The sequence below is a fragment of the Citrobacter sp. Cf087 genome, assembly GCF_030334285.1.
Classification (GTDB): Bacteria; Pseudomonadota; Gammaproteobacteria; order Enterobacterales; family Enterobacteriaceae; genus Citrobacter; species Citrobacter freundii.
Genome location: NZ_JAOWED010000031.1, coordinates 425,567 through 449,765 on the forward strand (window position 1 = coordinate 425,567; position 24,199 = coordinate 449,765).

22 protein-coding genes are annotated in these 24,199 nt (G+C 50.5%); 10 read left to right on the forward strand and 12 right to left on the reverse strand.

Going from position 1 to position 24,199, the window contains the following annotated elements; all coding sequences use genetic code 11:
• Positions 1–25: 25 nt before the first annotated feature.
• From OGV57_RS18585 to serB, 3 genes are all read right to left on the reverse strand, one after another.
• Complete coding sequence (locus tag OGV57_RS18585; protein ID WP_003840102.1) at positions 26–2,011, reverse strand: ligand-gated channel protein; 1,986 nt, start codon at positions 2,009–2,011, stop codon at positions 26–28.
• A gap of 333 nt (positions 2,012–2,344) precedes the next feature.
• On the reverse strand, positions 2,345–3,667 hold the full coding sequence (locus tag OGV57_RS18590; RefSeq protein ID WP_003840104.1) for an MFS transporter: 1,323 nt from the start codon (positions 3,665–3,667) through the stop codon (positions 2,345–2,347).
• Positions 3,668–3,698: 31 nt separating this feature from the next.
• Positions 3,699–4,586 carry a phosphoserine phosphatase SerB gene (gene serB, locus OGV57_RS18595; protein ID WP_054528592.1) on the reverse strand — a complete coding sequence of 296 codons (888 nt, stop codon included), beginning with the start codon at positions 4,584–4,586 and terminating at the stop codon, positions 3,699–3,701.
• Between the two features lie 216 nt (positions 4,587–4,802).
• Between serB and OGV57_RS18600 the strand changes: the two genes are divergently transcribed.
• Complete coding sequence (locus tag OGV57_RS18600; RefSeq protein ID WP_071681415.1) at positions 4,803–6,173, forward strand: L-serine ammonia-lyase; 1,371 nt, start codon at positions 4,803–4,805, stop codon at positions 6,171–6,173.
• Positions 6,163–6,552 carry a helix-turn-helix domain-containing protein gene (locus tag OGV57_RS18605; RefSeq protein WP_044711415.1) on the forward strand — a complete coding sequence of 130 codons (390 nt, stop codon included), beginning with the start codon at positions 6,163–6,165 and terminating at the stop codon, positions 6,550–6,552. The genes OGV57_RS18600 and OGV57_RS18605 overlap by 11 nt, the downstream gene beginning before the upstream one ends.
• Here the strand turns inward: OGV57_RS18605 and fghA are convergent, their stop codons facing one another.
• On the reverse strand, positions 6,553–7,389 hold the full coding sequence (fghA, locus tag OGV57_RS18610; protein WP_054528591.1) for an S-formylglutathione hydrolase: 837 nt from the start codon (positions 7,387–7,389) through the stop codon (positions 6,553–6,555). It lies immediately after the preceding gene.
• Between the two features lie 322 nt (positions 7,390–7,711).
• Here fghA and folE point away from each other — a divergent pair, with 322 nt between their 5' ends.
• The 6 genes from folE to mglC all read left to right on the forward strand — a co-directional run bounded on the left by folE (position 7,712) and on the right by mglC (position 14,631).
• Positions 7,712–8,380, forward strand: coding sequence for a GTP cyclohydrolase I FolE (gene folE / locus OGV57_RS18615; RefSeq protein WP_003027410.1), 669 nt, complete (start codon positions 7,712–7,714; stop codon positions 8,378–8,380).
• Positions 8,381–8,394: 14 nt separating this feature from the next.
• The gene (gene yeiB / locus OGV57_RS18620; RefSeq protein ID WP_054528590.1) at positions 8,395–9,552 is read left to right on the forward strand and encodes a DUF418 domain-containing protein YeiB; all 1,158 of its coding nucleotides are present in this window, start codon (positions 8,395–8,397) and stop codon (positions 9,550–9,552) included.
• A gap of 144 nt (positions 9,553–9,696) precedes the next feature.
• Positions 9,697–10,722: an HTH-type transcriptional regulator GalS gene (galS, locus tag OGV57_RS18625; RefSeq protein ID WP_003027402.1), complete on the forward strand. Its 1,026-nt coding sequence runs from the start codon at positions 9,697–9,699 to the stop codon at positions 10,720–10,722.
• A gap of 292 nt (positions 10,723–11,014) precedes the next feature.
• The gene (mglB, locus tag OGV57_RS18630) at positions 11,015–12,013 is read left to right on the forward strand and encodes a galactose/glucose ABC transporter substrate-binding protein MglB (RefSeq protein WP_003027399.1); all 999 of its coding nucleotides are present in this window, start codon (positions 11,015–11,017) and stop codon (positions 12,011–12,013) included.
• Positions 12,014–12,084: 71 nt separating this feature from the next.
• On the forward strand, positions 12,085–13,605 hold the full coding sequence (gene mglA, locus OGV57_RS18635; protein ID WP_003027396.1) for a galactose/methyl galactoside ABC transporter ATP-binding protein MglA: 1,521 nt from the start codon (positions 12,085–12,087) through the stop codon (positions 13,603–13,605).
• A gap of 15 nt (positions 13,606–13,620) precedes the next feature.
• Complete coding sequence (gene mglC, locus OGV57_RS18640; protein ID WP_003027393.1) at positions 13,621–14,631, forward strand: galactose/methyl galactoside ABC transporter permease MglC; 1,011 nt, start codon at positions 13,621–13,623, stop codon at positions 14,629–14,631.
• A 57-nt stretch (positions 14,632–14,688) separates the two neighbouring features.
• On the opposite strand, the gene preA is transcribed toward mglC, so the two are convergent.
• The 8 genes from preA to OGV57_RS18680 form a co-directional block, all read right to left on the reverse strand.
• Positions 14,689–15,924: an NAD-dependent dihydropyrimidine dehydrogenase subunit PreA gene (preA, locus tag OGV57_RS18645; protein WP_071684353.1), complete on the reverse strand. Its 1,236-nt coding sequence runs from the start codon at positions 15,922–15,924 to the stop codon at positions 14,689–14,691.
• Positions 15,918–17,159 carry an NAD(P)-dependent oxidoreductase gene (locus OGV57_RS18650; RefSeq protein WP_054528588.1) on the reverse strand — a complete coding sequence of 414 codons (1,242 nt, stop codon included), beginning with the start codon at positions 17,157–17,159 and terminating at the stop codon, positions 15,918–15,920. The genes preA and OGV57_RS18650 overlap by 7 nt, the downstream gene beginning before the upstream one ends.
• 233 nt (positions 17,160–17,392) lie before the next feature.
• Complete coding sequence (locus OGV57_RS18655) at positions 17,393–17,632, reverse strand: DUF2542 family protein (RefSeq protein WP_003027385.1); 240 nt, start codon at positions 17,630–17,632, stop codon at positions 17,393–17,395.
• Positions 17,633–17,634: 2 nt separating this feature from the next.
• Positions 17,635–18,354 (reverse strand): outer membrane permeability protein SanA, encoded by a 720-nt coding sequence (sanA, locus tag OGV57_RS18660; protein ID WP_003027383.1) that lies wholly within the window; start codon positions 18,352–18,354, stop codon positions 17,635–17,637.
• 134 nt (positions 18,355–18,488) lie between these two features.
• Complete coding sequence (gene cdd, locus OGV57_RS18665) at positions 18,489–19,373, reverse strand: cytidine deaminase (RefSeq protein ID WP_003027381.1); 885 nt, start codon at positions 19,371–19,373, stop codon at positions 18,489–18,491.
• 148 nt (positions 19,374–19,521) lie between these two features.
• Positions 19,522–20,217 carry a CidB/LrgB family autolysis modulator gene (locus OGV57_RS18670; protein WP_054528587.1) on the reverse strand — a complete coding sequence of 232 codons (696 nt, stop codon included), beginning with the start codon at positions 20,215–20,217 and terminating at the stop codon, positions 19,522–19,524.
• On the reverse strand, positions 20,214–20,612 hold the full coding sequence (locus tag OGV57_RS18675; RefSeq protein WP_003027379.1) for a CidA/LrgA family protein: 399 nt from the start codon (positions 20,610–20,612) through the stop codon (positions 20,214–20,216). The genes OGV57_RS18670 and OGV57_RS18675 overlap by 4 nt, the downstream gene beginning before the upstream one ends.
• Before the next feature lie 131 nt (positions 20,613–20,743).
• Positions 20,744–21,652 carry a LysR substrate-binding domain-containing protein gene (locus tag OGV57_RS18680; protein ID WP_003840122.1) on the reverse strand — a complete coding sequence of 303 codons (909 nt, stop codon included), beginning with the start codon at positions 21,650–21,652 and terminating at the stop codon, positions 20,744–20,746.
• Positions 21,653–21,778: 126 nt separating this feature from the next.
• Here OGV57_RS18680 and mhbT point away from each other — a divergent pair, with 126 nt between their 5' ends.
• Both mhbT and gtdA read left to right on the forward strand, forming a co-directional pair.
• Positions 21,779–23,137: a 3-hydroxybenzoate transporter MhbT gene (gene mhbT / locus OGV57_RS18685; protein ID WP_054528586.1), complete on the forward strand. Its 1,359-nt coding sequence runs from the start codon at positions 21,779–21,781 to the stop codon at positions 23,135–23,137.
• A gap of 11 nt (positions 23,138–23,148) precedes the next feature.
• Positions 23,149–24,186: a gentisate 1,2-dioxygenase gene (gene gtdA / locus OGV57_RS18690; RefSeq protein ID WP_054528585.1), complete on the forward strand. Its 1,038-nt coding sequence runs from the start codon at positions 23,149–23,151 to the stop codon at positions 24,184–24,186.
• Positions 24,187–24,199: the final 13 nt, after the last annotated feature.

Here is a 24,199-nt window from a genome sequence, read left to right on the forward strand (position 1 = left end):
GCCGGGGTTTTTTATTGCGTCAAACTTAGAAGCTGTAAGTCATGCCAACCGTGTAACGACGACCATCGAGAACGGTGTCGTAGGTATCGTAATCGATTTGCTTATCCAGCACGTTATACACGCCAGCGGTCATCAACAAATCCTTGGTGGCATAGTAACGTAAACCCACATCGACCTGCGTATAGGACGGCGTACCCTGCGCCATGGAAGTACGGCTCAGGTATTCAGACGTTTTTCCACGCAGATTCAGGCGGCTCCAGAAACCGAGATCCTGCGTGGCCTGCCAGTCCAGCGTCGTGTTAAACATATGCTTCGGCATTTTGTTCAATGGCTGGCCGGAGAACTGACCGCTTTTCTGTTCAGATTCCGTGTAAGTGTAGTTCGCCGTCCAGTTGACGTCAGAGGTTATTTTCCAGCCGAAGGTGGATTCTACGCCACGCATATTGGCTTTATCGACGTTAACGCGATCGCTGACGAAGTCATAATGGGTATTGCCGATGGTGCAGGCCGGATCGGAACTGCTGTTACAACGGCGTACTTCAGTGATTTTGTTCTTGAAGTCGGTATTGAACAGGGTGACGCCTGCGTTGAGGTTATCGCCGTTATCCCACAGTAAGCCGATTTCTTCGCTGAGGCTTTTCTCCGGCTTCAGGTCCGGGTTGCCGACAATGATTCCGTTCAGACGACCGCCGCCGGTGACCTGTCCCCAGTTTGCTGATGACTGGCGCAGATCCGGGGCGCGATAGCCCGCCGAAACGCCGCCTTTTAAGGTCCATTGATCGCTCAGATGCCATACGCCATAGCCGCGTGGCGTCCAGTTGTCACCGTAGTTTTCATCCTTATCCATACGCAGACCGCCGGTCAGCGTAAAGGTATCGGTAACGGCCCATTCATCTTCAGCAAACAACGCCCAGCTCCAGCGGGTCAGTTTGTTCAGCCCATCAGCCGCTTGCAGCTGGTTGCCGTTATCGCGCAGTTTTTCATAACGGTATTGCCCGCCTAGCGTCAGGGTATGCGCTCCAAGGAATACCTGGTTCTGGTTATTGAAAATCGTGTTGTAGGACTTCATCTGGCGACCCGGGTTTTCGCTCTCTTCCTGCTGGACATAGCTGGTGGAGTTGAAGTCATCGTAATAACCGCTATGGGTTAAAGAATACGTCGTGTGCACATACTTGCTTTCGCTTTTGCTGTTCGGCTTACAGCTTCCGTTACGACAGTTTTCCTCAGCCATAGATTTGCCTGGGGTACTGTCGCGATCCTGCAATTCACGTGCGTAATCGAAATCGATATCGTTTTTATCGTCTGGCGTAAAGTTCAGGGTTAAGCCCCCGTTACGCATACGCTGTTCATTGTAGCCATTGAGGATTTTATCTTCCGCCCGATGGGAGAATAACCCGGTCACCTTCGCGCCAAGTAATCCGTCAATCAGTGGCCCAGACGCATAGGCGTTGGTCTGGTAAATATCGCCGGAGTCTCTGTCTTCCTGGAAAGTGGCATCGCCGTGCAGAGAACCGGTCCAGGCTTTGGTATTCGACACTTTCTTGGTGATGACGTTAATGACACCGCCCATCGCGTCGGAGCCGTACAGGGATGACATCGGGCCACGGATGACTTCGATACGCTCGATGGATTCAAGCGGCGGCAGCCAACCTTGTTCAATACCTGAGTTGTCGCTATTAGGACGTGTGCCGCGGGTGCTGATGCGTTTACCGTTGACCAGGAAGAGCGTGTATTGCGAAGCCATACCGCGAATACTGATATCGCTGCTGCTTCCCCCGCCGGTGACGACGACGCCAGGGACATCTTTTAGCGCATCGGTGACATCGCGATAGGCTTTGTCCTCAATCTGCTGCTTGGTAATAACAGATATCGAAGCCGGGGCATCCTGAATTTTCTGCTCAAAGCCGGTAGCGGTAACTACCACGGTATCTTGTTCAGCGGCATAGCCGAGTGATGGGAGACTGGCGACGCATACTGCGGCAGCTACAGCCTTAACGTGAGGTATAGTCATTTGTATCATTCCATTTAAATGAATCAAACTGCGCGTCATGTGAAAGGCCATGACAATTGTATGTATTTGTCTTTTAAGGACTCTTTTCAGTAAAGAAGCGGGAGGATTGTACAAAAGTATGAATATTTGTAAACACAAATGATAATAGAAATCATTTGTGTTTGATTTGATTTGGGGTGAAATACTTTTTTAATCAATAAGATAGTGAAGGAAGAAAAAAGGAGAAAAAGTGAAGGAATGATGGAGGGATGAAGAAGATGGACACCTTTTTGACGCTGAAAGAACCCAACCGAAAGACAGCGGCGATGGCGCCACTGTCCTGTTATGGCTGGCTTATAGTCGATGGAATTTGGCGAGTAAGGCCAGTGACAAGGTGGTTAACAGGATTGCGATCACGGCATAGAGATAGACTCCAGACCACTCCCAGTTGTTCTTCACTAATATCACCGGTACGCCCGCTAACGCCGCGCCGACATAGCTAAACAATCCGCGGAAGCCAGTTATCGATCCCGCCGCATCTTTGTGAGTGACGTCCAGACAACCTACGGCAAAAAGCATATGCGGCCCATACAGGGCGAAACCCATTATGGTGAAGAGAATGGCCGTAATGGTATATGAGGTATCCTGAACCAGTGGGATTAAGGTAATACATACGCACAGCATTAATGCGAATATTAAGCCTGTCATCCAGCGGTTACTTTTAAACATAAAGTCAGATAAGTAACCCGCCAGTAGCCCTCCGGCAAGTCCACCGGCTTCAAACCACGAGATAATGGAGTTGGCTTTAATCAGACTCCAGCCATGCACCTGAGAATAGTAAATTTGCGGCCAGTCATTGAGGATGGTGCGGGCAATATAAACGGACATATCGCCAATGATAATAATCCACACTAATGGGTTAATCAGGATATATTTGACGAAAATCTGCCAAAAGGAGAGATTTACCGGACTGGCTTTCACTTGGGCAAGCTCTGTTGGATCCTTACGCCATTCGCCAACGTTAGGCAAACCTAAGGTCCCGGGACGGTCTTTAATCGTAAAGAGCGCTACGATCCCCATCAGCAAGGAGATTGCGCCCGGTACATAAAAACCCATTTTCCAGCTACCGCTCCAGACAATCGCGAAACTTGTCAGCAGTGGGGCGAGACTACCGCCAATATTATGCGCCGCTTCAACGACCGCCCACCAACGTCCGCGTTCATTCTTGGAAAACCAGGATGCCATGATCTTTGCCATTGGTGGAAAACTGGTGCCCTGGAGGATAGCATTGAGGCTGTACAACACATAAAACGCGGCAACGCTGTCGGAAAAACCAAACAGAATATTAACGATCCCCACGCCAATGAGCACCGGGCCGGTCATGGCTTTCGGATTGATTTTATCAACCAGCATGCCGCCAACAAACTTCATTGAGCCATACAGGATGTAAAACAGTGAAGACATGATGGCAAAATCTTCTGCGGTCAGAGTGGTATCTGACAGCATGGCCGGCATGGCGGCTGAGAAGTTTTTACGTGTTAAATAAAAGACCGCGTAAGAGATAAAAACCGAGGTAATAATCTCTATCCTGAATTTTTTGTAAGTATGGTCAATCTCTTTTTTTTCTTTTACAACCGGCTTATCAGCCTGGCTGAATATAAATGATTTCAAGCTCATATGATCTTCCCTTCAGACAGTGCTTGTGGGGTTATAATCCATTTTCGATAAAGAACAAAAGCGACTCGAATCCGTGAAAATTAATCTGATTGTTAATTAAATTTCTGACCGCGGGTTTTGCTCGCCAGGCAATACCAGTGCCAGCATACGTGAGCATGGGAATATCGTTGGCGCCATCACCGCAGGCGATAATATTATGCTGAGGCATCTGCAGAGAGTCGGCAATCATGGCCAATGTTTTTTGCTTATTTTCTGCATTCATGATTGGCGCGGAAATATTATCTGTCAGCATGCCATTACTGACTTCAACGGTATTTGAAAATATATAGTCCAGCTGATATTTCTGTTGTAAGCGGTGGGTGAAAATATCCAGTCCGCCGGAAATGATCGCTGTTTTAAATCCTTTCTGCTTGAGGAATGGCAAAATGGTGGTGATGCCGGGAGAGGCCGTCATCCGATCGCATACGGCATTAATGACATGGATGTGTGTCCCTTTTAACATTCCGATGCGCCGGGTGAAACTGTTATTGAAATCCAGTTTTCCTTCCATCGCTTGCTGCGTCAGTTCTGTTATCCGATCGGTGATGCCTAGTGCGCGGGCGATCTCATCCACACCTTCTTCCTCGATAAACGTCGAGTCCATGTCAAAGGCGATGATCCCGTTCGTCGGGATGATTTGCGGTTTTAGGAAAAAATCAAATTGCTGAGTGAACGATGTAGCCCTTAGTTTCTTGTATATGTCATCGGTGAATATTTCATCGGGTATTGATAATTTTAAATACGGTTTATTGAATGCGGCTATAGATAATTGTTCCAGTGCGCACGGATATTGTTTGGTCTCGGTATTTAGAAATGTATTGTGCAGCCATGCCTGAAGTTTTTCAGGATCTTTTGCACTAATAAAATAAATAATTGCCATTATGTCACTCCTGTAAATTAAGGTTATTGTAATAGTAGAGGGTGACGATTGAATCCTGCTTTATCACAGATGTGAATGTTAAAAAAAAGATAAAATAGTATTGTTTTTTATACCAATAAATAAACAAAGTCTGAAAGGTATCATTTTTGATATACACGTCACGGTCTGTTGCTACTGGCGGTATATTCTATTTTGACTAACAGGGATGGGTCTAAAATGGAAAGTTGTATTGATATTTTTAAAGTCGTCATTGGGCCTTCCAGTTCAAGAACAGTAGGGCCAATGCGTGCCGCGTTTAACTTCATTTCACAATTAAAGCTACAGGAGATCTTACCGCTAACGCGAGAAATCGAGGTTGAGCTATACGGCGCGCTCTCATTAAGCCGCAAGTGTCATAACGTTGATATCGCTCTTTATCTGGGGCTGTTGGGCAATCAGCCGGATGATGTTGATTTACGCCAGCAGATGGATCTCATTAAACGTGCTGAACAGGACGGCACCCTGACGCTTTCTCCTTCAGTTACCGTGACGGTCGCGATTAAGCCGAATCAACAACCGCATTCTGGCCATCCCTATGCGATGACGTTTCGTGCCAGGGATGATTATTTTACGTTGTATGAAGAAACATGGTTTTCAACCGGCGCCGGCCAGGTTCGCAAACCCGGCGAGCCGGCGCCCGAGAGAGCCGCGCAAAAAAACGCATTTCCTTTTGCGTTTCAAAATGCCGCGCAGCTGCAGGAACTGTGTCAGCGTAATGGACTATCCGTTGCGGCATTAATGATGAAAAATGAATTACAGGTGCATTCCCAGGCGGCGTTGCATGACTATTTCGCGTACGTTTGGGCGATAATGCAGCAGGCCGTCCATCGTGGTCTGCATACTGAAGGCCTACTGCCAGGCTCGTATCAGGTGCCGCGCAGGGCCTGCTCGCTCTATAAATTACTGGCAATGAAACCCTCTGCTAACGACTTTCTCACCAACCTCAACTGGGTGAATGCGTTTGCGATTGCCGTCAGCGAGGAAAACGCCGCTGGAGGGCGAGTGGTGACCGCGCCGACCAATGGTGCGAGCGGTATCATCCCTGCGGTCCTCAGTTGGTACGATAAGTTTGTCTGTAAGTTGGATAGCGCATCGGTTATCCGCTTTTTCCTCACCGCTGGCGCCATCGCGCTACTGTTCAAACAAAACGCGTCTATTTTAGGTTCTGAGGTTGGGTGTCAGGGAGAGATCGGCGTGGCCAGTTCGATGGCCGCAGCCGGATTAGCGGAACTGATGGGGGCGTCAGTTGCTCAGGTGCTGAATGCCGCAGAAATCACCATGGAGCACCATCTCGGACTGACCTGCGATCCGGTTGGCGGGCAGGTACAAATTCCCTGCGTCGAACGAAACGCGATTTCGTCCGTAAAAGCGATTAACGCCGCAACGATGGCGATGAGCCGTGTCAGCGAGCCATGCGTTTCGCTCGATGAGGTGATTGCCGCCATGTATGAAACGGGTAAAGACATGAGCGCGAAGTATCGTGAGACGTATCACGGCTGCCTTGGGAAAATTCAGCCCAAAAATCGGGGAGGGCGGCATGAAATATAACACCATGAATAATGATGAAATCATCTTGTCATTATGCGCTCGCATCAGAGAAACGCGGATTTCTCTGGCGCTAACGCAGCAGCAACTTGCTGACTGTGCACAGGTCGGCATTGCGACCATTAAACGCATTGAGAAAGGCGGCGGCCTCAATCTGGACACGCTTATCTCCCTGTTGCGTGCACTGAATAAGTTGCATCACCTGGATGCAATCTTATTCGAGTCTGAAGTGCGTAATTTTAACGAAGGTCATGAAGGCGGTGAGAGCGTGGGGCGATTACAGGTACGCCAACAGGCGGCCGATCTAAATCGTAAAGCGTCCGCGCCGCAGTCAGAAGAGATGAGCTACAGCGCGGCAATAGAAAATACGCTTTACTGGTGATCACTTCAGCAAATACTGGGCATGAAAGCGCAGGTGATCCTCAATAAATGACGCAATAAAGTAATAGCTGTGGTCGTAACCTGGCTGGATGCGTAGCGTCATTGGCCATGCGGTCTGACGGGCTATTTCGGCCAGCACTGCGGGCTGCAACTGATCGGCAAGAAACTGATCGCTGTCTCCTTGATCAATTAGCGTCGGAATCGCGTCTGTGGGCTTACTGGCCAGCATTAACGCGCAGCTATCCCACTCAGCCCATTGTGTTTTATCTTCACCCAGATAAGCGCTAAAAGCCTTTTCGCCCCACGGAACGCGACAAGGGTTTACGATCGGCGCAAAGGCTGAAACGCTGGTGTATCTCCCGGGATTTTTCAGCGCCATAATCAATGCGCCGTGACCGCCCATGGAGTGTCCGCTGATGGCGCAGCGATCGCTGGCGTTAAACTGCGAATGAATCAGTGCCGGAAGCTCATCACGCAGATAGTCATACATGCGAAAATGCGTTGCCCATGGCTGCTGAGTGGCATTGAGGTAAAATCCCGCGCCCTGGCCTAAATCGTAACCATCATCGTTGGCAACCTGCTCGCCGCGCGGGCTGGTGTCTGGCATCACCAGAACAATACCGAGCTCAGCCGCGATGCGCTGTGCGCCGGCTTTGGTGGTGAAGTTTTCATCATTGCAGGTCAGGCCCGACAGCCAGTACAGCACCGGAGGCGGGGCGTTATCGCGGGGTGGCGGAAGAAAAATACTGAAGGTCATGGCGCAATTTAACGTGGTGGAGTCGTGACGCCAGCGTTGCTGCCAGCCTTCAAAACAGCGGTGCTCTTCAAGCATTTCCATGCGTGGCTCCTTGTTGTGTTGAACCTGTATGTGTTTGCGAACTCACCATAATACAGATTATTCATTGCACTGTGAGTAACTTTCACTTCCGCATTGAGCAAACATACTTCATCATCTATATAACTTTACATTAACACTCGACGTCACCGGGCTGAACAGAAAGTGAAGTTGCTACAGCTGAAAGGCTGTGCCAATTTCAATAATTATCGCGGTGAATACTGGATTATGTGCGCCGCCTCACGCACAATGTTCTGGCTGTGATACAGCCTAAAAACTTTGCCCCATGCAGGGCAGAGGCGCCCCACCTGCAGGAGAAGAAGAAATGTCATCACTCAGTAAAGAAGCGGCACTGGTTCATGAAGCGCTGGTTGCGCGTGGTCTCGAAACCCCGCTGCGCCCGCCCGTGCAAGAGATGGATAACGAAACACGCAAACGTCTTATCTCTGGCCATATGACCGAGATTATGCAATTGCTCAATCTCGATTTGAGCGATGACAGTCTGATGGAAACTCCGCATCGCATTGCGAAAATGTATGTCGATGAGATTTTCTCCGGCCTCGATTACGCCAACTTCCCGAAAATCACCGTCATTGAAAATAAAATGAAGGTGGACGAGATGGTCACGGTCCGCGATATTACGCTGACCAGCACCTGCGAACACCACTTTGTCACTATCGATGGCAAAGCGACGGTGGCGTATATTCCGAAAGATTCGGTTATTGGTCTGTCGAAGATTAACCGCATTGTGCAGTTCTTCGCCCAGCGCCCACAGGTACAGGAACGCCTGACCCAGCAAATTCTCACCGCGCTGCAAACGCTGCTCGGGACGAATAATGTGGCGGTGTCGATTGATGCGGTGCATTACTGTGTGAAAGCGCGCGGCATTCGTGATGCGACCAGTGCGACCACCACCACTTCTCTTGGTGGATTGTTTAAGTCCAGCCAGAACACGCGTCAGGAATTTCTGCGCGCAGTACGTCATCACAACTGATTAGGGCAGGAACCATGGAGCGTAATGTCACGCTGGATTTTATTCGTGGCGTCGCCATTCTTGGTATCCTGCTTCTCAATATTAGCGCCTTTGGCTTGCCAAAGGCGGCATACCTCAATCCTGCGTGGTATGGCGACATTACCTTATCCGACGCCTGGACCTGGGCGCTGCTCGATCTCTTTGCGCAGGTAAAATTCCTCACGCTGTTTGCGCTGCTGTTCGGTGCCGGTTTGCAAATGCTGCTCCCACGCGGTAAACGCTGGATCCAGTCACGGCTTACGCTGCTGGTGTTATTGGGTTTTATTCACGGTTTACTCTTCTGGGATGGCGATATCCTGCTGGCATATGGCTTGATCGGCCTGATTTGCTGGCGGCTGATCCGGGATGCGCCGTCGGTAAAAAGCTTATTTAACACTGGTGTGCTGCTGTATCTGGTGGGCGTTGGCGTACTGCTGCTGTTGGGTGTGATCTCCGGGAGCGAAACCAGCCGCGCCTGGACGCCGGATGCTTCAGCGTTGCTGTATGAAAAATACTGGAAAGTGAACGGCGGAATGGAAGCAATCAGCAATCGCGTGGATATGATGTCCAATAGCTTGCTGGCGTTGGGTGCTCAGTACGGCTGGCAACTGGCGGGGATGATGCTGCTCGGCGCGGCATTAATGCGCAGCGGTTGGCTAAAAGGGCAGTACAGTTTGCAACACTATCGACGTACCGGCGTGCTGCTGGTCATTATTGGGATGGCGATCAACCTGCCTGCTATCATCGCTCAGTGGAATCTGGACTGGGCCTACCGCTGGTGTGCTTTCCTGTTACAAGCCCCGCGAGAGCTGGGAGCGCCGATGCAGACCATTGGTTACGCCGCGCTGATGTACGGTTTCTGGCCGCAGCTTAGCCGTTTAAAATGGGTCATTGCCGTCGCCTGTGTGGGACGCATGGCGTTAACCAACTATCTGTTACAAACCTTAATCTGTACCACGCTGTTCTATCAATTCGGCTTATTTATGAAATTCGACCGGCTGGAGCTGCTGTATTTCGTCATCCCGGTCTGGGTCATTAACTTACTTTTCTCCGTGATATGGCTACGTTATTGCCGCCAGGGCCCGGTGGAATGGCTGTGGCGTCAATTAACCCTGCGTGCTGCAGGGACATCATTACCGCGAACATCCAGATAACGATCTGGATCACATTCATTAACAAAATGGATGTAAGCGCTTTCATTCCTGTGACATCACTCACGCAGTCCGTTTCATTGTGCTGACAAAATACCCAGCCTGGGGTGTCTGCGGGCAGCCGCAATCTAAAACAGGGCAGTGAATATGGTAACCATTCGTGATGTGGCACGGCAGTCTGGCGTTTCTGTAGCGACCGTTTCCCGCGTACTGAACAACAGTGCGCTGGTGAGTCCCGATACGCGTGAAGCGGTAATGAAAGCAGTCACTCAGCTTGGCTATCGACCTAATGCCAACGCACAAGCGCTGGCGACGCAGGTAAGCGATACGATTGGTGTTGTCGTCATGGATGTATCAGATGCGTTTTTTGGCGCGCTGGTAAAAGCCGTGGATATGGTTGCCCAGCAGCATCAGAAGTATGTCCTGATTGGCAACAGCTACCATGAGGCGGAAAAAGAACGTCATGCCATTGAGGTGTTGATTCGCCAACGCTGTAACGCATTGATTGTACACTCTAAAGCACTGAGCGATCGGGAACTGGCCGAGTTTATGGATCAAATCCCCGGCATGGTGCTGATCAATCGCCTGGTACCGGGTTACGCCCACCGTTGCGTCTGCCTGGATAACATCAGCGGCGCTAAAATGGCGACCCGTATGTTGCTGAATAATGGTCATCAACGCATCGGTTATCTGGCATCAAGCCATCGCATTGAAGATGACACCATGCGCAAAGAAGGGTGGTTAACTGCTCTGAAAGAGCAGGGGATTGTTGCGGCAGAAAGCTGGGTCGGCACCGGTTCGCCCGATATGCAGGGCGGAGAGTCTGCGATGGTGGAACTGCTGGGGCGCAATTTACAACTGACGGCAGTCTTCGCTTATAACGACAATATGGCCGCTGGCGCGCTGACCGCGCTAAAAGATAACGGTATCGCTATTCCATTACACCTTTCAATCATTGGCTTCGATGATATTCCCATCGCGCGTTACACCGATCCGCAGTTAACCACCGTGCGCTATCCCATTGCCTCTATGGCAAAAATGGCGACGGAGCTTGCACTACAGGGCGCGGCTGGCACGTTGGATCCGCAGGCGACGCATTGCTTTATGCCGACGCTGGTACGTCGCCATTCAGTGGCGCTGCGGCAGAATGCGGCACCGATCACTAACTTATAACGCAGCGCGATGTAACCGCTTTCAATATGTGAGTAAATTCACAGTATATTAACAATGCGATAGCTATGATGACACTGTTTGTTGCGCTGTAACTACTATGTAACGGTGAATAATCACTTTCATCGAGGTATAGCTGCCTTAAACGATAATTAAAGCCTGTTTTGGGAGCGTTGCCAGACACGGAAGAAATATTTTTAAAAGTGAGCTTCGGCGTTCAGTAACACTTCAGTAACGTTCTGCCTGCCGAGCATTTATCTCAAGTACTACCCTGCATAATAAAACCGGAGATACCATGAATAAGAAGGTGTTGACCCTGTCTGCTGTAATGGCAAGCATGTTATTCGGCGCGGCTGCGCACGCTGCTGATACCCGTATTGGTGTGACTATCTATAAGTATGACGATAACTTTATGTCAGTGGTACGTAAGGCTATTGAAAAAGATGCCAAAGCGGCGCCAGATGTACAACTGCTGATGAACGACTCGCAGAACGACCAGTCCAAACAAAACGATCAGATCGACGTGCTGCTGGCAAAAGGCGTTAAAGCACTGGCGATTAACCTGGTTGACCCGGCAGCTGCAGGCACGGTCATTGAAAAAGCACGCGGACAGAACGTACCGATCGTGTTCTTCAACAAAGAACCTTCTCGCAAGGCGCTGGACAGCTATGACAAAGCGTATTACGTCGGTACTGACTCTAAAGAGTCCGGTATTATTCAGGGTGATTTGATTGCCAAACACTGGGCAGCTAACCCGAACTGGGACCTGAACAAAGACGGCAAAATTCAGTTTGTTCTGCTGAAAGGCGAACCGGGACACCCGGATGCTGAAGCACGTACTACTTACGTGATTAAAGAGCTGAACGACAAAGGCATTAAAACTGAGCAACTGCAGTTAGATACTGCAATGTGGGATACCGCTCAGGCGAAAGATAAGATGGATGCGTGGATGTCCGGTCCGAACGCGAACAAAATCGAAGTCGTTATCGCCAACAACGATGCGATGGCAATGGGCGCAGTTGAAGCGCTGAAGGCACACAATAAAACCAGCGTACCGGTATTTGGCGTGGATGCCCTGCCAGAAGCACTGGCGCTGGTGAAATCTGGCGCTATGGCCGGTACCGTGCTGAACGATGCTAATAACCAGGCGAAAGCCACCTTTGATCTGGCGAAAAACCTGGCTGATGGCAAAGGTGCGGCAGATGGCACTAACTGGAAAATTGAGAACAAGATTGTTCGCGTTCCGTACGTAGGTGTCGATAAAGATAATCTGGCCGAGTTCACCAATAAGTAAATACTCCGTCTGTGGGCGCAATTTCATTGCGCCCTTAATAACGCACTCTGCAAGGCCAACAAGGTATAATTATGGTCAGCACACATACTCAGTCGTCAGGCGAATACTTGTTGGAAATGACCGGCATCAACAAGTCCTTCCCCGGCGTTAAGGCGCTTGATAATGTCAATTTAAAAGTCCGCCCGCATTCTATTCACGCCTTAATGGGAGAGAATGGCGCGGGGAAATCAACATTATTGAAATGTCTTTTCGGCATCTATCAAAAAGATTCCGGCAGTATTTTATTTCAGGGTAAAGAAATCGATTTTCATTCTGCTAAGGAAGCGCTTGAGAATGGTATTTCGATGGTACACCAGGAATTAAACCTGGTATTACAACGCTCTGTGATGGACAACATGTGGCTGGGACGCTATCCCACCAAAGGCATGTTTGTCGATCAGGAAAAAATGTACCGCGATACCAAAGCGATATTTGATGAACTGGATATTGATATCGATCCGCGTGCGCGTGTCGGCACATTATCCGTTTCACAAATGCAGATGATTGAAATTGCGAAGGCGTTCTCCTATGACGCCAAAATCGTCATCATGGATGAACCAACTTCATCGTTAACCGAGAAAGAAGTTAATCATCTGTTCACTATCATCCGTAAGCTGAAAGAGCGTGGATGCGGTATTGTTTATATTTCTCACAAAATGGAAGAAATTTTCCAGCTGTGTGATGAAATTACCGTTCTACGCGACGGCCAGTGGATTGCGACCCAGCCGCTGGAAGGGCTGGATATGGATAAGATCATCGCCATGATGGTAGGGCGTTCACTGAACCAACGTTTTCCGGATAAAGAAAACAAACCTGGTGAAGTCATTCTGCAAGTGCGTAACCTGACCTCGCTGCGTCAGCCGTCGATTCGTGATATCTCGTTTGATTTACACAAAGGGGAAATTCTCGGGATTGCCGGTCTGGTCGGCGCAAAACGCACGGATATTGTTGAAACGCTTTTTGGTATTCGTGAGAAATCATCGGGTACGATTACGCTACATGGCAAAAAGATTAATAACCACAGTGCAAATGAAGCCATCAACCATGGTTTTGCGCTGGTCACGGAAGAGCGCCGCTCAACCGGTATTTATGCGTATCTGGACATTGGTTTTAACTCGTTAATTTCTAATATCCAAAATTACAAAAACAAAGTCGGGCTGTTGGATAATTCCCGCATGAAGAGTGACACCCAGTGGGTAATTGACTCCATGAGGGTGAAAACACCGGGCCATCGTACGCAAATTGGTTCACTTTCTGGCGGTAATCAGCAAAAGGTGGTTATTGGTCGTTGGTTATTAACGCAGCCAGAAATTCTGATGCTGGATGAACCGACGCGTGGAATCGATGTTGGCGCGAAATTTGAAATTTACCAGTTAATTGCCGAACTCGCGAAAAAGGATAAGGGGATTATTATTATTTCCTCTGAAATGCCGGAGCTGCTGGGTATTACCGATCGTATTCTGGTGATGAGCAATGGTCTCGTTGCCGGAATTGTTGACACTAAAACAACAACGCAAAACGAAATCCTCCGTCTTGCGTCTTTGCACCTTTAAGATTAGGGGCTCCTCATGAGTGCGTTAAATAAGAAAAGTTTTCTTACTTACCTGAAAGAAGGCGGAATTTACGTTGTTCTTTTGGTTTTGCTGGCGATTATTATTTTCCAGGATCCCACTTTCTTAAGCTTACTGAACCTGAGTAATATTCTCACGCAATCCTCGGTGCGTATTATTATCGCATTGGGTGTGGCTGGACTGATTGTTACCCAAGGGACCGACCTGTCGGCGGGGCGTCAGGTTGGCCTGGCGGCAGTGGTGGCAGCGACTTTGTTGCAGTCGATGGAGAATGCCAACAAGGTGTTCCCGGAAATGGCGACGATGCCGATCATTGTAGTGGTGCTGATTGTCTGCGTGATTGGTGCCATTATCGGTCTGGTGAACGGTATTATCATTGCTTACCTGAACGTGACGCCGTTTATCACCACCCTGGGTACGATGATTATCGTTTACGGGATCAACTCCCTGTACTACGACTTCGTCGGCGCATCGCCAATCTCTGGCTTTGACAGCGGATTTTCAACCTTTGCACAGGGCTTTATTGCACTGGGCAGTTTCCGACTCTCCTACATCACCTTCTACGCGCTGATTGCCGTGGCCTTTGTGTGGGTGCTGTGGAACAAGACCCGCTTCGGTAAAAACATTTTCGCCATCGGCGGAAACCCGGAAGCAGCGAAAGTGTCTGGGGTAAACGTTGCGCTGAACCTGTTGATTATCTATGCGTTGTCTGGCGTGTTCTATGCCTTCGGTGGTTTGCTGGAAGCCGGGCGTATCGGCTCGGCGACCAACAACCTCGGCTTTATGTATGAGCTGGATGCGATTGCGGCGTGCGTGGTTGGTGGCGTGTCGTTCAGCGGCGGGGTAGGTACCGTGTTTGGCGTGGTGACCGGTGTGATTATCTTCACCGTCATCAACTACGGTCTGACCTACATCGGCGTAAACCCTTACTGGCAGTATATTATCAAGGGCGGCATTATCATCTTCGCGGTCGCGCTGGACTCACTGAAGTACGCGCGTAAGAAGTAATCGTACAACGTAAAAAGCCCGGTGCAGCGCAACCTGCACCGGGCTTTTTTATCTGCGTTACAACGTTAACGCATGTTCTTCCTCTCCGGGTTTAAATTTCACCTCGCCCAGATCAATACAGGCTACCGGGCAAACGTGACCGCACAATAAACATCCCACACATTTTTCTGTATTGCAGTGCGGTGTACGGGTTTCCTCATTCCATTCCATCGCCTGATGCCCGCCGTCATAGCAGGAGATGTAGCAACGACCACAGCCGATGCATTTATCAAGATGGATGTTCGGATAGACAATGTAGCTACGGTCAAGCTCCTCGGCGGGGATGATATTGGCATTGGCCAGACCCACCATCTCCTCCAGTGAGTCAAACCCTTGATCGGCGAGGTAATGTGACAGCCCGCTGATCATGTCCTCCACAATCCGATATCCATACTGCATGATCCCGGTGGTCACCTGCAGCGTGGCAGCGCCTAACAGTAAAAACTCGGCGGCATCTTCCCAGGTCTCAATTCCTCCAATGCCGCTAATCGGAAAATCCCGCAGTTCAGGGTGCATGCGTAGTTGTTGGATAAATCTCAAAGCAATAGGTTTAACTGCCTTGCCGGAGTAGCCGGAAATACTGGATTTACCGTTGACGACCGGCATCCCGATTTTCCTGTTCAGGTCGATATTAGTGATGGATTTAACCGTATTGATGGTCGCGATGCCGTCGGCTCCTCCGCGTTTTGCCGCCAGCGCCACCTCACACATATCACCAATATTTGGTGTCATTTTAGCCAGCATTGGCAGGGGCGAACCGCGTTTAACCGCCCGACAGTATTTTTCAACCAACTCAGGGCTTTGTCCTACATCGCTGCCCATAGCATGCGAGGTCATTTGCGGGCAGGAGAAGTTACACTCGATCATATCTGCACCCGCTTCTTCAACCAGGCGGGCCAGTTCCTGCCATTGCTGCTCATTTTCCCCCATGATCGACGCAATCAGGACCTTATCCGGGTAGTCTTGTTTCAGTCGCCGAATAGCAGCCAGATTCTCCTCCAGCGGATGCTCGGCAATTTGCTCCATGTTTTTGAAGCCAATAAAGCCGGTATCTTCTTTGGTTAGATGGTCAAAGCGTGGGGAGACTTCATTCGCAATAAAGAACCCGATCGTTTTAAAAACAATGCCGCCCCAACCGCTATCATAGGCTTTGGCGCACATTTCATAACAGTTGCCCACCGGGGAGGAAGAGAGGCAGAACGGGTTGGGAAATTTGACGCCGCAAAAGGTAATAGAAAGATCTTTCGTTAACATGAGCAAGCTCCCTCTAAATAGTGATGAATGGCCTGAGCGGCTTCTTTTCCGGTTTTCACGGCGTAAACGACCGTTTTATCGCCTTCAACAATATCGCCTGCAGCAAACAGAACCGGATCAGCAGTTTGGTAGTTTTGCGTATTGATTAGATTGCGCTGTGGCTTTAACGTGGCGAAATTATCAAGCTGAGCGTGTTGACCGACGGCAAGAATAATGTGCTCGGCTTCTAGCATGAGTTCGCCTGGCAGGCGTACGTGCTTAAAGGTAACTTGATTTCCGCTTACCGCCACGGGCGTGAAACCGTCAATAATCGACACGCCTAATGCCTGGGTGCTGCTGAATTCTTTATCGCTGGCCGGAAAATCAGCCAGTTCTTCACGCGCGACACAGGTGACTGACGGGCAGCCCAGCAGTTTCAACGTACTGGCGACATCCATCGCCACGTCGCCACCGCCGATGATCAATGCACTTTTGGCGACGGTAATATCTCCGCTTGATTGCCGGGCTCTTTGCAGAAAATCGACGGCAATTTCAACGTGATTCGCTTTCTCAAAAAGAGGCAATGTTGAGCCGTAAGACATACCTGAGGTAACCAGTACGGCGCGATATTCTGCTTTGAGTTGCTCAACGGAAAGGGCATTGCCGACTTCACAATTGCACTTGATGGTCACGCCCATTTCAACGATACGGGCAATTTCATGATCCAAAACCGAATGCGGCAAACGAAACTCTGGGATGCCATAGCGCAACCAGCCGCCTGGCTGAGCCTGTTTTTCGAAGATGGTTACGTCATAACCAAGATTGCTCAGCGTTACGCTGGCCTGTAATCCTGCCGGACCTGCACCGATAATGGCGACCTTGCCCAGCGTTTTTGTTGCTGGCTGATATATTTTCATCGCGGTCTGCTGTTCAAAATCGGTTATAAAGCGCTGCAGACGCGCAATATCAATAGGTTTATCAATTCCTGAACGCGTACACCCGCGCTGGCATAATTTTTCGGTTGGGCAAACTCGAGCACACACCGCACCGAGCGCATTATTTTCGCGGATAGTTTCGGCTGCGCCTTTAAAATTACGGAAATAAATGGAGCGAATAAATTTCCCCGGGTCGGTTTGCGCCGGGCAATCCTGACTACAGGGGGCATCGTGACATAATAAACAGCGGGAAGCCTCTTTTATTGCTAATAATGGGGTAAAAGCAGGCGTGAGCTCATCCAGATAATTTTGTTGTGGCATATTTTCTTCCTTAATGCTTGAGTAAATTAAGGCAAACCGTTAATAACAAAATATAAAAAGTGAAAGGCTATTCTTAAGGCTAAGCACTGCAGGAAGAGTATTCTGTGAAAGGATTCACAAATAGAAGAGAGTTTGAGGGAAATGCTGACGGGCAGCATTAATCCCTTATCTTGAAATGGTAACTATTATCAAAATATTAGCTATTCTCAAACGCTAGTATAAAGGCAAATGCGTTATCGATAAAAAACTAAGTAAATAACCATACCGAATGATAAGCACCCGCATCCAGCATAAACCAGTACGTAAGACCAAAATTGCAGCGGCTCTTGATTGCGATAAGCGAAAACCGGTTCGCGCGCATTCTTTTTAATTTTATCTACGGCTCCCGAGCGCCAGCCTTTCCAGGCTTCACGAAAACAAAACACGGGAATGAGCAGAAAGGCCAACACGACGAAAAGGGTTTGTACATCCATGCTTATTTTCCTTGTTTCTTTTGTAATTCGAGCAGTTGTTCAGGCGTGACTGCCGGATATCCCTGTGCATCGTCCGGTACCTGATGCATGGTAGGGATAGGGACCAGTGGGCCTAAAAAGCGGGGTTCACGTTTAAAAATGTAGAGATCGGCAAGTGCACCAAAACGGGCACCAAATTCACGTACCCGCACGGTGAGCATATCTTTTGGCGAAGGTACGGCGTAGCACTGGGCCTGGATACCCATATGGAGCGCAATAAACAAGGCACGTTCACAGTGGAATCGCTGGGTAATAATGATGAAATCGTTGGTATCGAACACCTTACGGGTGCGCACGATGGAGTCGAGCGTTCGGAACCCGGCGTAATCAAGCACGATGTCAGCGGGATCGACGCCTGCGGCAATCAGATCTTTACGCATCGTCATGGGTTCGTTGTAGCTTTGCTGCGCGTTGTCGCCGCTTAACAGCAGATAGTTTACCTTCCCGCTGTTATAGGCGTTCAATGCGCCCTGAATGCGGTAGCGGTAATACTGATTGATGACGCCGGTGCGGTAATACTTCGCCGTGCCCAGAACCACACCTACCTGGCGGTAGGGTAAATCCTGCAGTTCGTCGTAAATGTAGGGAGCAGTCTTCCAGCTCATCCACCGATCGAGTCCAAGCACAGTCAAAAGCAGCAAGCCCAGCAGGACTAACAGGCTGTAAAACACGCGCTTTAACATGCAGAAAACTCGTTATTTGGATGGAATTTCAATCAGGCTACTTTACCCGAAGACGTAGCGCAAGAAACAGCAATCTGATTGAGGGGATTTTAGTCACTGTTGCCCGATGGCGTTACGCCATCGGGCAACACGACTTAGTCGAGTAGCACGCGCTCTATATTGTCGCAACCCAGTGCTTTCAGCGTAGCAGATGTCGCATCCCACTGAATTAACGGCGCATCGGCTTTTTCAGCCAGCACGGCGCGTTGGATATCTGGATAATCATAACCGTTCAGATTCAACAGGTTCAACGCGCCTTGCAGTGGTGGCAGGGTTGGGTTAAAAGCAGCATTTTCAGCATAGCTGCCGCTAAAAATACGACCATCTTTACACTCCAGCGCCACGCCGCTTGGGGATTTGCTGTACGGCATATGACATCTGTTGGCAGCGGTGATTGCTGCCTGGGTCAACGCATCGCCCTGCAGTGCGAAGCCGTGATCCTGATCGTCCATCAGCAGCGTTTTAATCTCCAGATCTTTCGGGCCGAAGGCATCTGGCAGATAATCGCGCAGCACGTGTGGCGCACGTCCCGGCAGATGAATACGTAAATCCAGTCCGCTGTTTAGTTCGTTCATAAACTGGCGACAGTGGCCGCACGGCGTGTAGTTGACGGTGATGGCGGCGAGCCCTTTTTCACCGCGCAGCCAGGCGTGGCTGATAGCGCTTTGCTCGGCATGAACAGTTTGCTGCATGGTCGCGCCCAGGAACTCCATGTTCCCACCGAAGTACCAGTTGCCGCTGATGCCGCGAGAAATAGCCCCAACGTTGAAATTGGACAGTGGAGTACGCGCGCAGGCCGCAGCCAGCGGCAGCAGAGCGAATGCCAGCGCGTCTTCGTCCAGTCCCGATTCGCGTTTCAGCAAAGAGACCTGCTCAGCAGTCAGCATGGCGGGGAAATGCGCATCCGCCAGAACAGGGGCCAGGGCTGATTGCAAGTTATCCGCGAGTTGGGCAAAAGCAGTTTGAAAACGTGGATGCATGGCGATGCCTCATAACAATGTAATGGAATCGTAGTTTACGGGCCCGTTATGGCTTTATATGTGATCTAAATCCCATTACGTATGCAACTTATGAAACTTAAATGAAAAATGTGCAACGCATCGCAAATAAATAACTAAAAAATGAAGGTTAACCCACCACCGCCAGAATAATCGGGAACAGGAATGGGGCAACCAACGAGGTGATAATGCCGCAAATAACCAGCGCAAGAGAGCTAAACGCGCCTTCCTGGTAGTCCAGTTCTGCACAGCGTGCGGTACCCAGGGCGTGCGACGCGGTGCCCATTGCCAGCCCCCGAGCGGCCTTGGTGCGAATATGCATCGCATTAAGCAACGTATGACCAAATACTGCCCCAAGGATACCGACAAAAATAACGCATACGGCGCTGATAGCCGGAATGCCGCCAATACTGCCTCCCACGGCCATAGCGATAGGCGTGGTAACCGATTTTGGCATGATAGACGCGGCAATTTGCGGTGATGCGCCCATCAACAAAGCGATTGTTGTACCTGTTACCATTGCCACAACGCTCCCGGCAAAACAGATAGCAATGATTGATTTCCAGCGGGCGCGAATTTGGTGCAGCTGTTCGTATAACGGATAGGCCAGCGCGACCACGGCAGGTTGCAGTAAATCGTTCAGTACTTCGCTGCCTTTGAAATAGTGATCGTAGGGAATGCCGGTCAGCAGCAGAATGGGAATAATCACCACCATGGCAACCAGCAGCGGGTTCAATAGCGGCATTTTAAATCGTGCAGCCAGCTTACGTGCGCCAAAAAATACCGCCAGCGTAAGAGGTAACGACCACCAGATATACGACATCATTCTTTAGACCCTTTTTGCCCAACGATTTTGCGTTCACCGTGCACAATGTGCGAGCTCCAGCTCACCACCAGGAAAACGACCAGCGTACTGATGGTACAGGACACCACTACCGGACCAAATTGTGCGCGGAGCAGGTCAAAGTACTGCATGATCCCCACGCCAATCGGGACAAACAGCAGGGCCATATAACGAATCAGCACGTAGCAGCCAGGGTTAACCCATTTTGCCGGTAACACCTGCAAAGCCAGTAAGACAAACAGAATCAGCATGCCGATAATGCTGCCCGGAATGGTGATAGGAAGTAGCGACGCAAGAAAAATACCTGCGTAGAGGCAGGCATAAATCAGGACGAATGCGCGCAAATATTGCCAGATAACGTTCAGTGCTTTGCTCATAGTTGAAACCCTTGACGAGACTGATTCATCATACAATTAAACTTAAAAACGTGCTACCGATCACATCATGAATTCTAAGCATAGAGGAAATAGATATCTGGAACATCGGGCGATGGCCCTAACTCTCCGCGCTAAGCCTGTGCCAGATAATACAAAAAACGATTCAGGGCGGTAGTAGGTGTTTCGTTGTTGCGCCAGAATACGCCGACGCTGCCTTTTTGTTCAATCTTCGGCAGATTCAGAATAGCCAGCTGTCCCTGGGCGGCATACCGTTGTGCCAGACGCAAAGAAAGAATAGAGATCATATCGCTACTTTGCAGCAGGTTGGTACTGACGTTGATCGACGCCGATTCAATGATGTTTTCCGGCAACATGACGCCGTTATCAACCAGCGCGTTATCAATGCTTATCCGGATAGGGGTTCCTGTCGGCCAGACAATCCAGCGCCAGTTCGCCAGATCGTGCCAGGTGAGCAAGGGATATTTTGCCAAGGGATGATCGGGACGGGCGACGAAACAGACCGGCTCGGTATACAGTACCTGGTAATTGAGTGGCAACTGAAGCGCCCGGCCACCGACGCGACCGACGACGACATCCACCGAACCCGCGAGCAGATCGTGCAGCAGCGGGGTCATCACTTTCTCTTCGATATTAAGGTTCAGGGTTGGCAACTCTTTGAGCAAACCCAGTATTGCCAGTGAAACGCAGTCGGTCGCCACGGGTGAGCAGCCAATCTTCAGACTTCCCACCAGGCCGCCTTGCTTAAAACGGGCGATTTCATATTGCGAACGTTCCATATCATTGAGCAGGCGTTGGGCATGCTGCAGTAGCAGTTTGCCGCCTTCGGAAGGACGCAAGCCTTTGCTATGACGTTCAAAGAGGGTGATGCCAATCTCATCTTCGAGCTGTGATAACCATTTTGACAACGCTGGCTGGGTGATATTCATCATCCGTGCGACGTGAGTCAGATTTCCCTGTTCGCCCAGCGCGATAAGCGTTTGCAGGTGTTGCAACTTAAGTTTCTGCGCCCAATTTGCCATTTGCTATAACCTCCAGGTTATGCCTCTGCATGAAAAGCCATTGTACATTTCATCTCCAAACATACAAAGTCGCAACATACCTAAAACAAAACAGACATCTACTCTACCTGCACTGAGGCATTCACTATGACTCATCAACGTGATCTACAAGCACTGATCGATTCCGCTCCCGTCGGTAAGACCCAGTGGCGCGTTATCATTTGCTGTTTTCTGGTCGTCATGCTCGACGGATTTGATACCGCAGCTATTGGCTTTATCGCTCCCGACATTCGTACTCACTGGCAGCTGACTGCCGGCGATCTGGCGCCGTTGTTTGGCGCAGGCCTGTTGGGGCTAACCGCTGGCGCATTGCTCTGCGGCCCATTGTCTGACCGTTTTGGCCGCAAACGGGTGATTGAACTCTGCGTGGCGCTGTTCGGCGCCCTGAGCCTGATTTCGGCTTTTTCTCCCGATCTACAAACGCTGGTTATTTTGCGCTTTCTTACCGGGTTAGGTCTGGGCGGCGCGATGCCAAATACCATCACCATGACGTCAGAGTACCTGCCAGCGCGGCGGCGTGGCGCGCTGGTGACCATGATGTTTTGTGGATTTACCCTGGGGTCGGCGATGGGGGGAATTGTGAGCGCGCAACTGGTGCCGGTTATTGGCTGGCACGGCATTCTGGTGCTGGGAGGCGTTCTACCACTCATGCTGTTTGTGGCTCTGCTGTTTGCGCTACCGGAATCCCCGCGCTGGCAGGTTCGTCGTCAACTGCCGCAGAACGTGATTGCCAGAACCGTTAGCGCCATCACCCGGGAACGTTATGACACTACCCATTTTTATCTCAACGAGGGCACCGCGATTGCTAAAGGAAGCATTCGCCAGCTGTTCGTCGGGCGACAGCTGCCCATTACCCTGATGCTATGGGTAGTGTTCTTTATGAGCTTGCTGATTATTTATTTGCTTTCCAGTTGGATGCCAACGCTGTTAAACCATCGTGGAATTGATCTGCAGCATGCCTCATGGGTAACTGCCGCCTTCCAGATTGGAGGAACGCTGGGGGCGCTGGCGCTGGGCGTGCTGATGGATAAATACAATCCTTTCCGCGTGCTGGCCGTGAGTTATGCACTGGGCGCAGTGTGCATCGTCATGATTGGCCTGAGCGAGAACGGTCTGTGGTTGATGGCTCTGGCTATTTTTGGCACCGGCATTGGTATCAGCGGTTCTCAGGTTGGTCTAAATGCGTTAACCGCCACGCTATATCCGACACAAAGCCGGGCGACGGGCGTCAGCTGGTCTAATGCGGTGGGGCGCTGCGGCGCGATTGTCGGCTCGCTTTCTGGCGGCGTGATGATGGCGATGAATTTCTCATTCGATAACCTGTTTTTCATTATTGCCGTCCCGGCGGCCATCAGCGCGGTGATGCTTACGCTGCTGACGGTTGTTATCCGCCAGTCGGCCTCTGCCTCAAATACTCTGCCTCGCGCAGGTATTGTGAATGAATAAGGAGAATCCCTATGTCTGAACTGAATCAGGATGTTAAGAACAGCCGTCAGCAGTTTTACCAGCATATTTCCGGGCAGAATCTGACCCCTCTGTGGGAGTCGCTGCACCGCCTGGTGCCGCCAACCCCGAACGCACATTGCGCGCCTGCGTACTGGAACTATCAGGAGATCCGCCCTCTGCTGTTAGAAAGTGGCGATCTGATTGGCGCGAAAGAGGCGATTCGCCGCGTGCTGGTGCTGGAAAACCCAATGTTGCGCGGACAGTCTTCAATCACCCCAACGCTGTACGCAGGATTGCAGTTAATTATGCCGGGCGAGGTTGCGCCGAGTCACCGCCACAACCAGTCTGCGCTGCGCTTTATTGTCGAAGGGAAAGGGGCATTTACCGCCGTGGATGGCGAGCGCACCCAGATGCACGAAGGCGATTTTATTCTGACGCCGCAGTGGCGCTGGCACGATCACGGCAACCCGGGCAGTGAACCGGTGGTGTGGCTGGACGGTCTGGATTTGCCGCTGGTGAACCTGCTGGGCTGCGGCTTTGCGGAAGACTACCCGGAAGATCAGCAGCCGGTCACGCGCCAGGAAGGGGATTACTTACCGCGCTACGCGGCCAATATGCTGCCGCTGCGCCATCAGAAGGGTAACTCATCGCCGATTTTTAACTATCGCTACGATCGCAGCCGTGAAGCGCTACATGACCTGACCCGTATGGGCGACGCCGATGAGTGGGACGGTTACAAGATGCGTTACGTCAACCCGGTAACCGGCGGTTGTCCCATGCCTTCGATGGGAACCTTCCTGCAACTGTTGCCGCAGGGCTTTTCCTCACGAATGGCGCGTACCACTGACAGCACTATCTATCACGTGGTGGAAGGAAGTGGGCAGGTCACCATCGGTAACGAGACCTTCAACTTTTCGCCAAAAGATATTTTTGTGGTGCCGACCTGGCACGGCGTGTCGTTCCAGACCCACGAAGATACCGTCTTATTCAGTTTTTCGGACAGACCGGTTCAGGAAGCGCTGGGGCTGTTCCGTGAAGCACGCTATTAATTTGGGAGAGAGA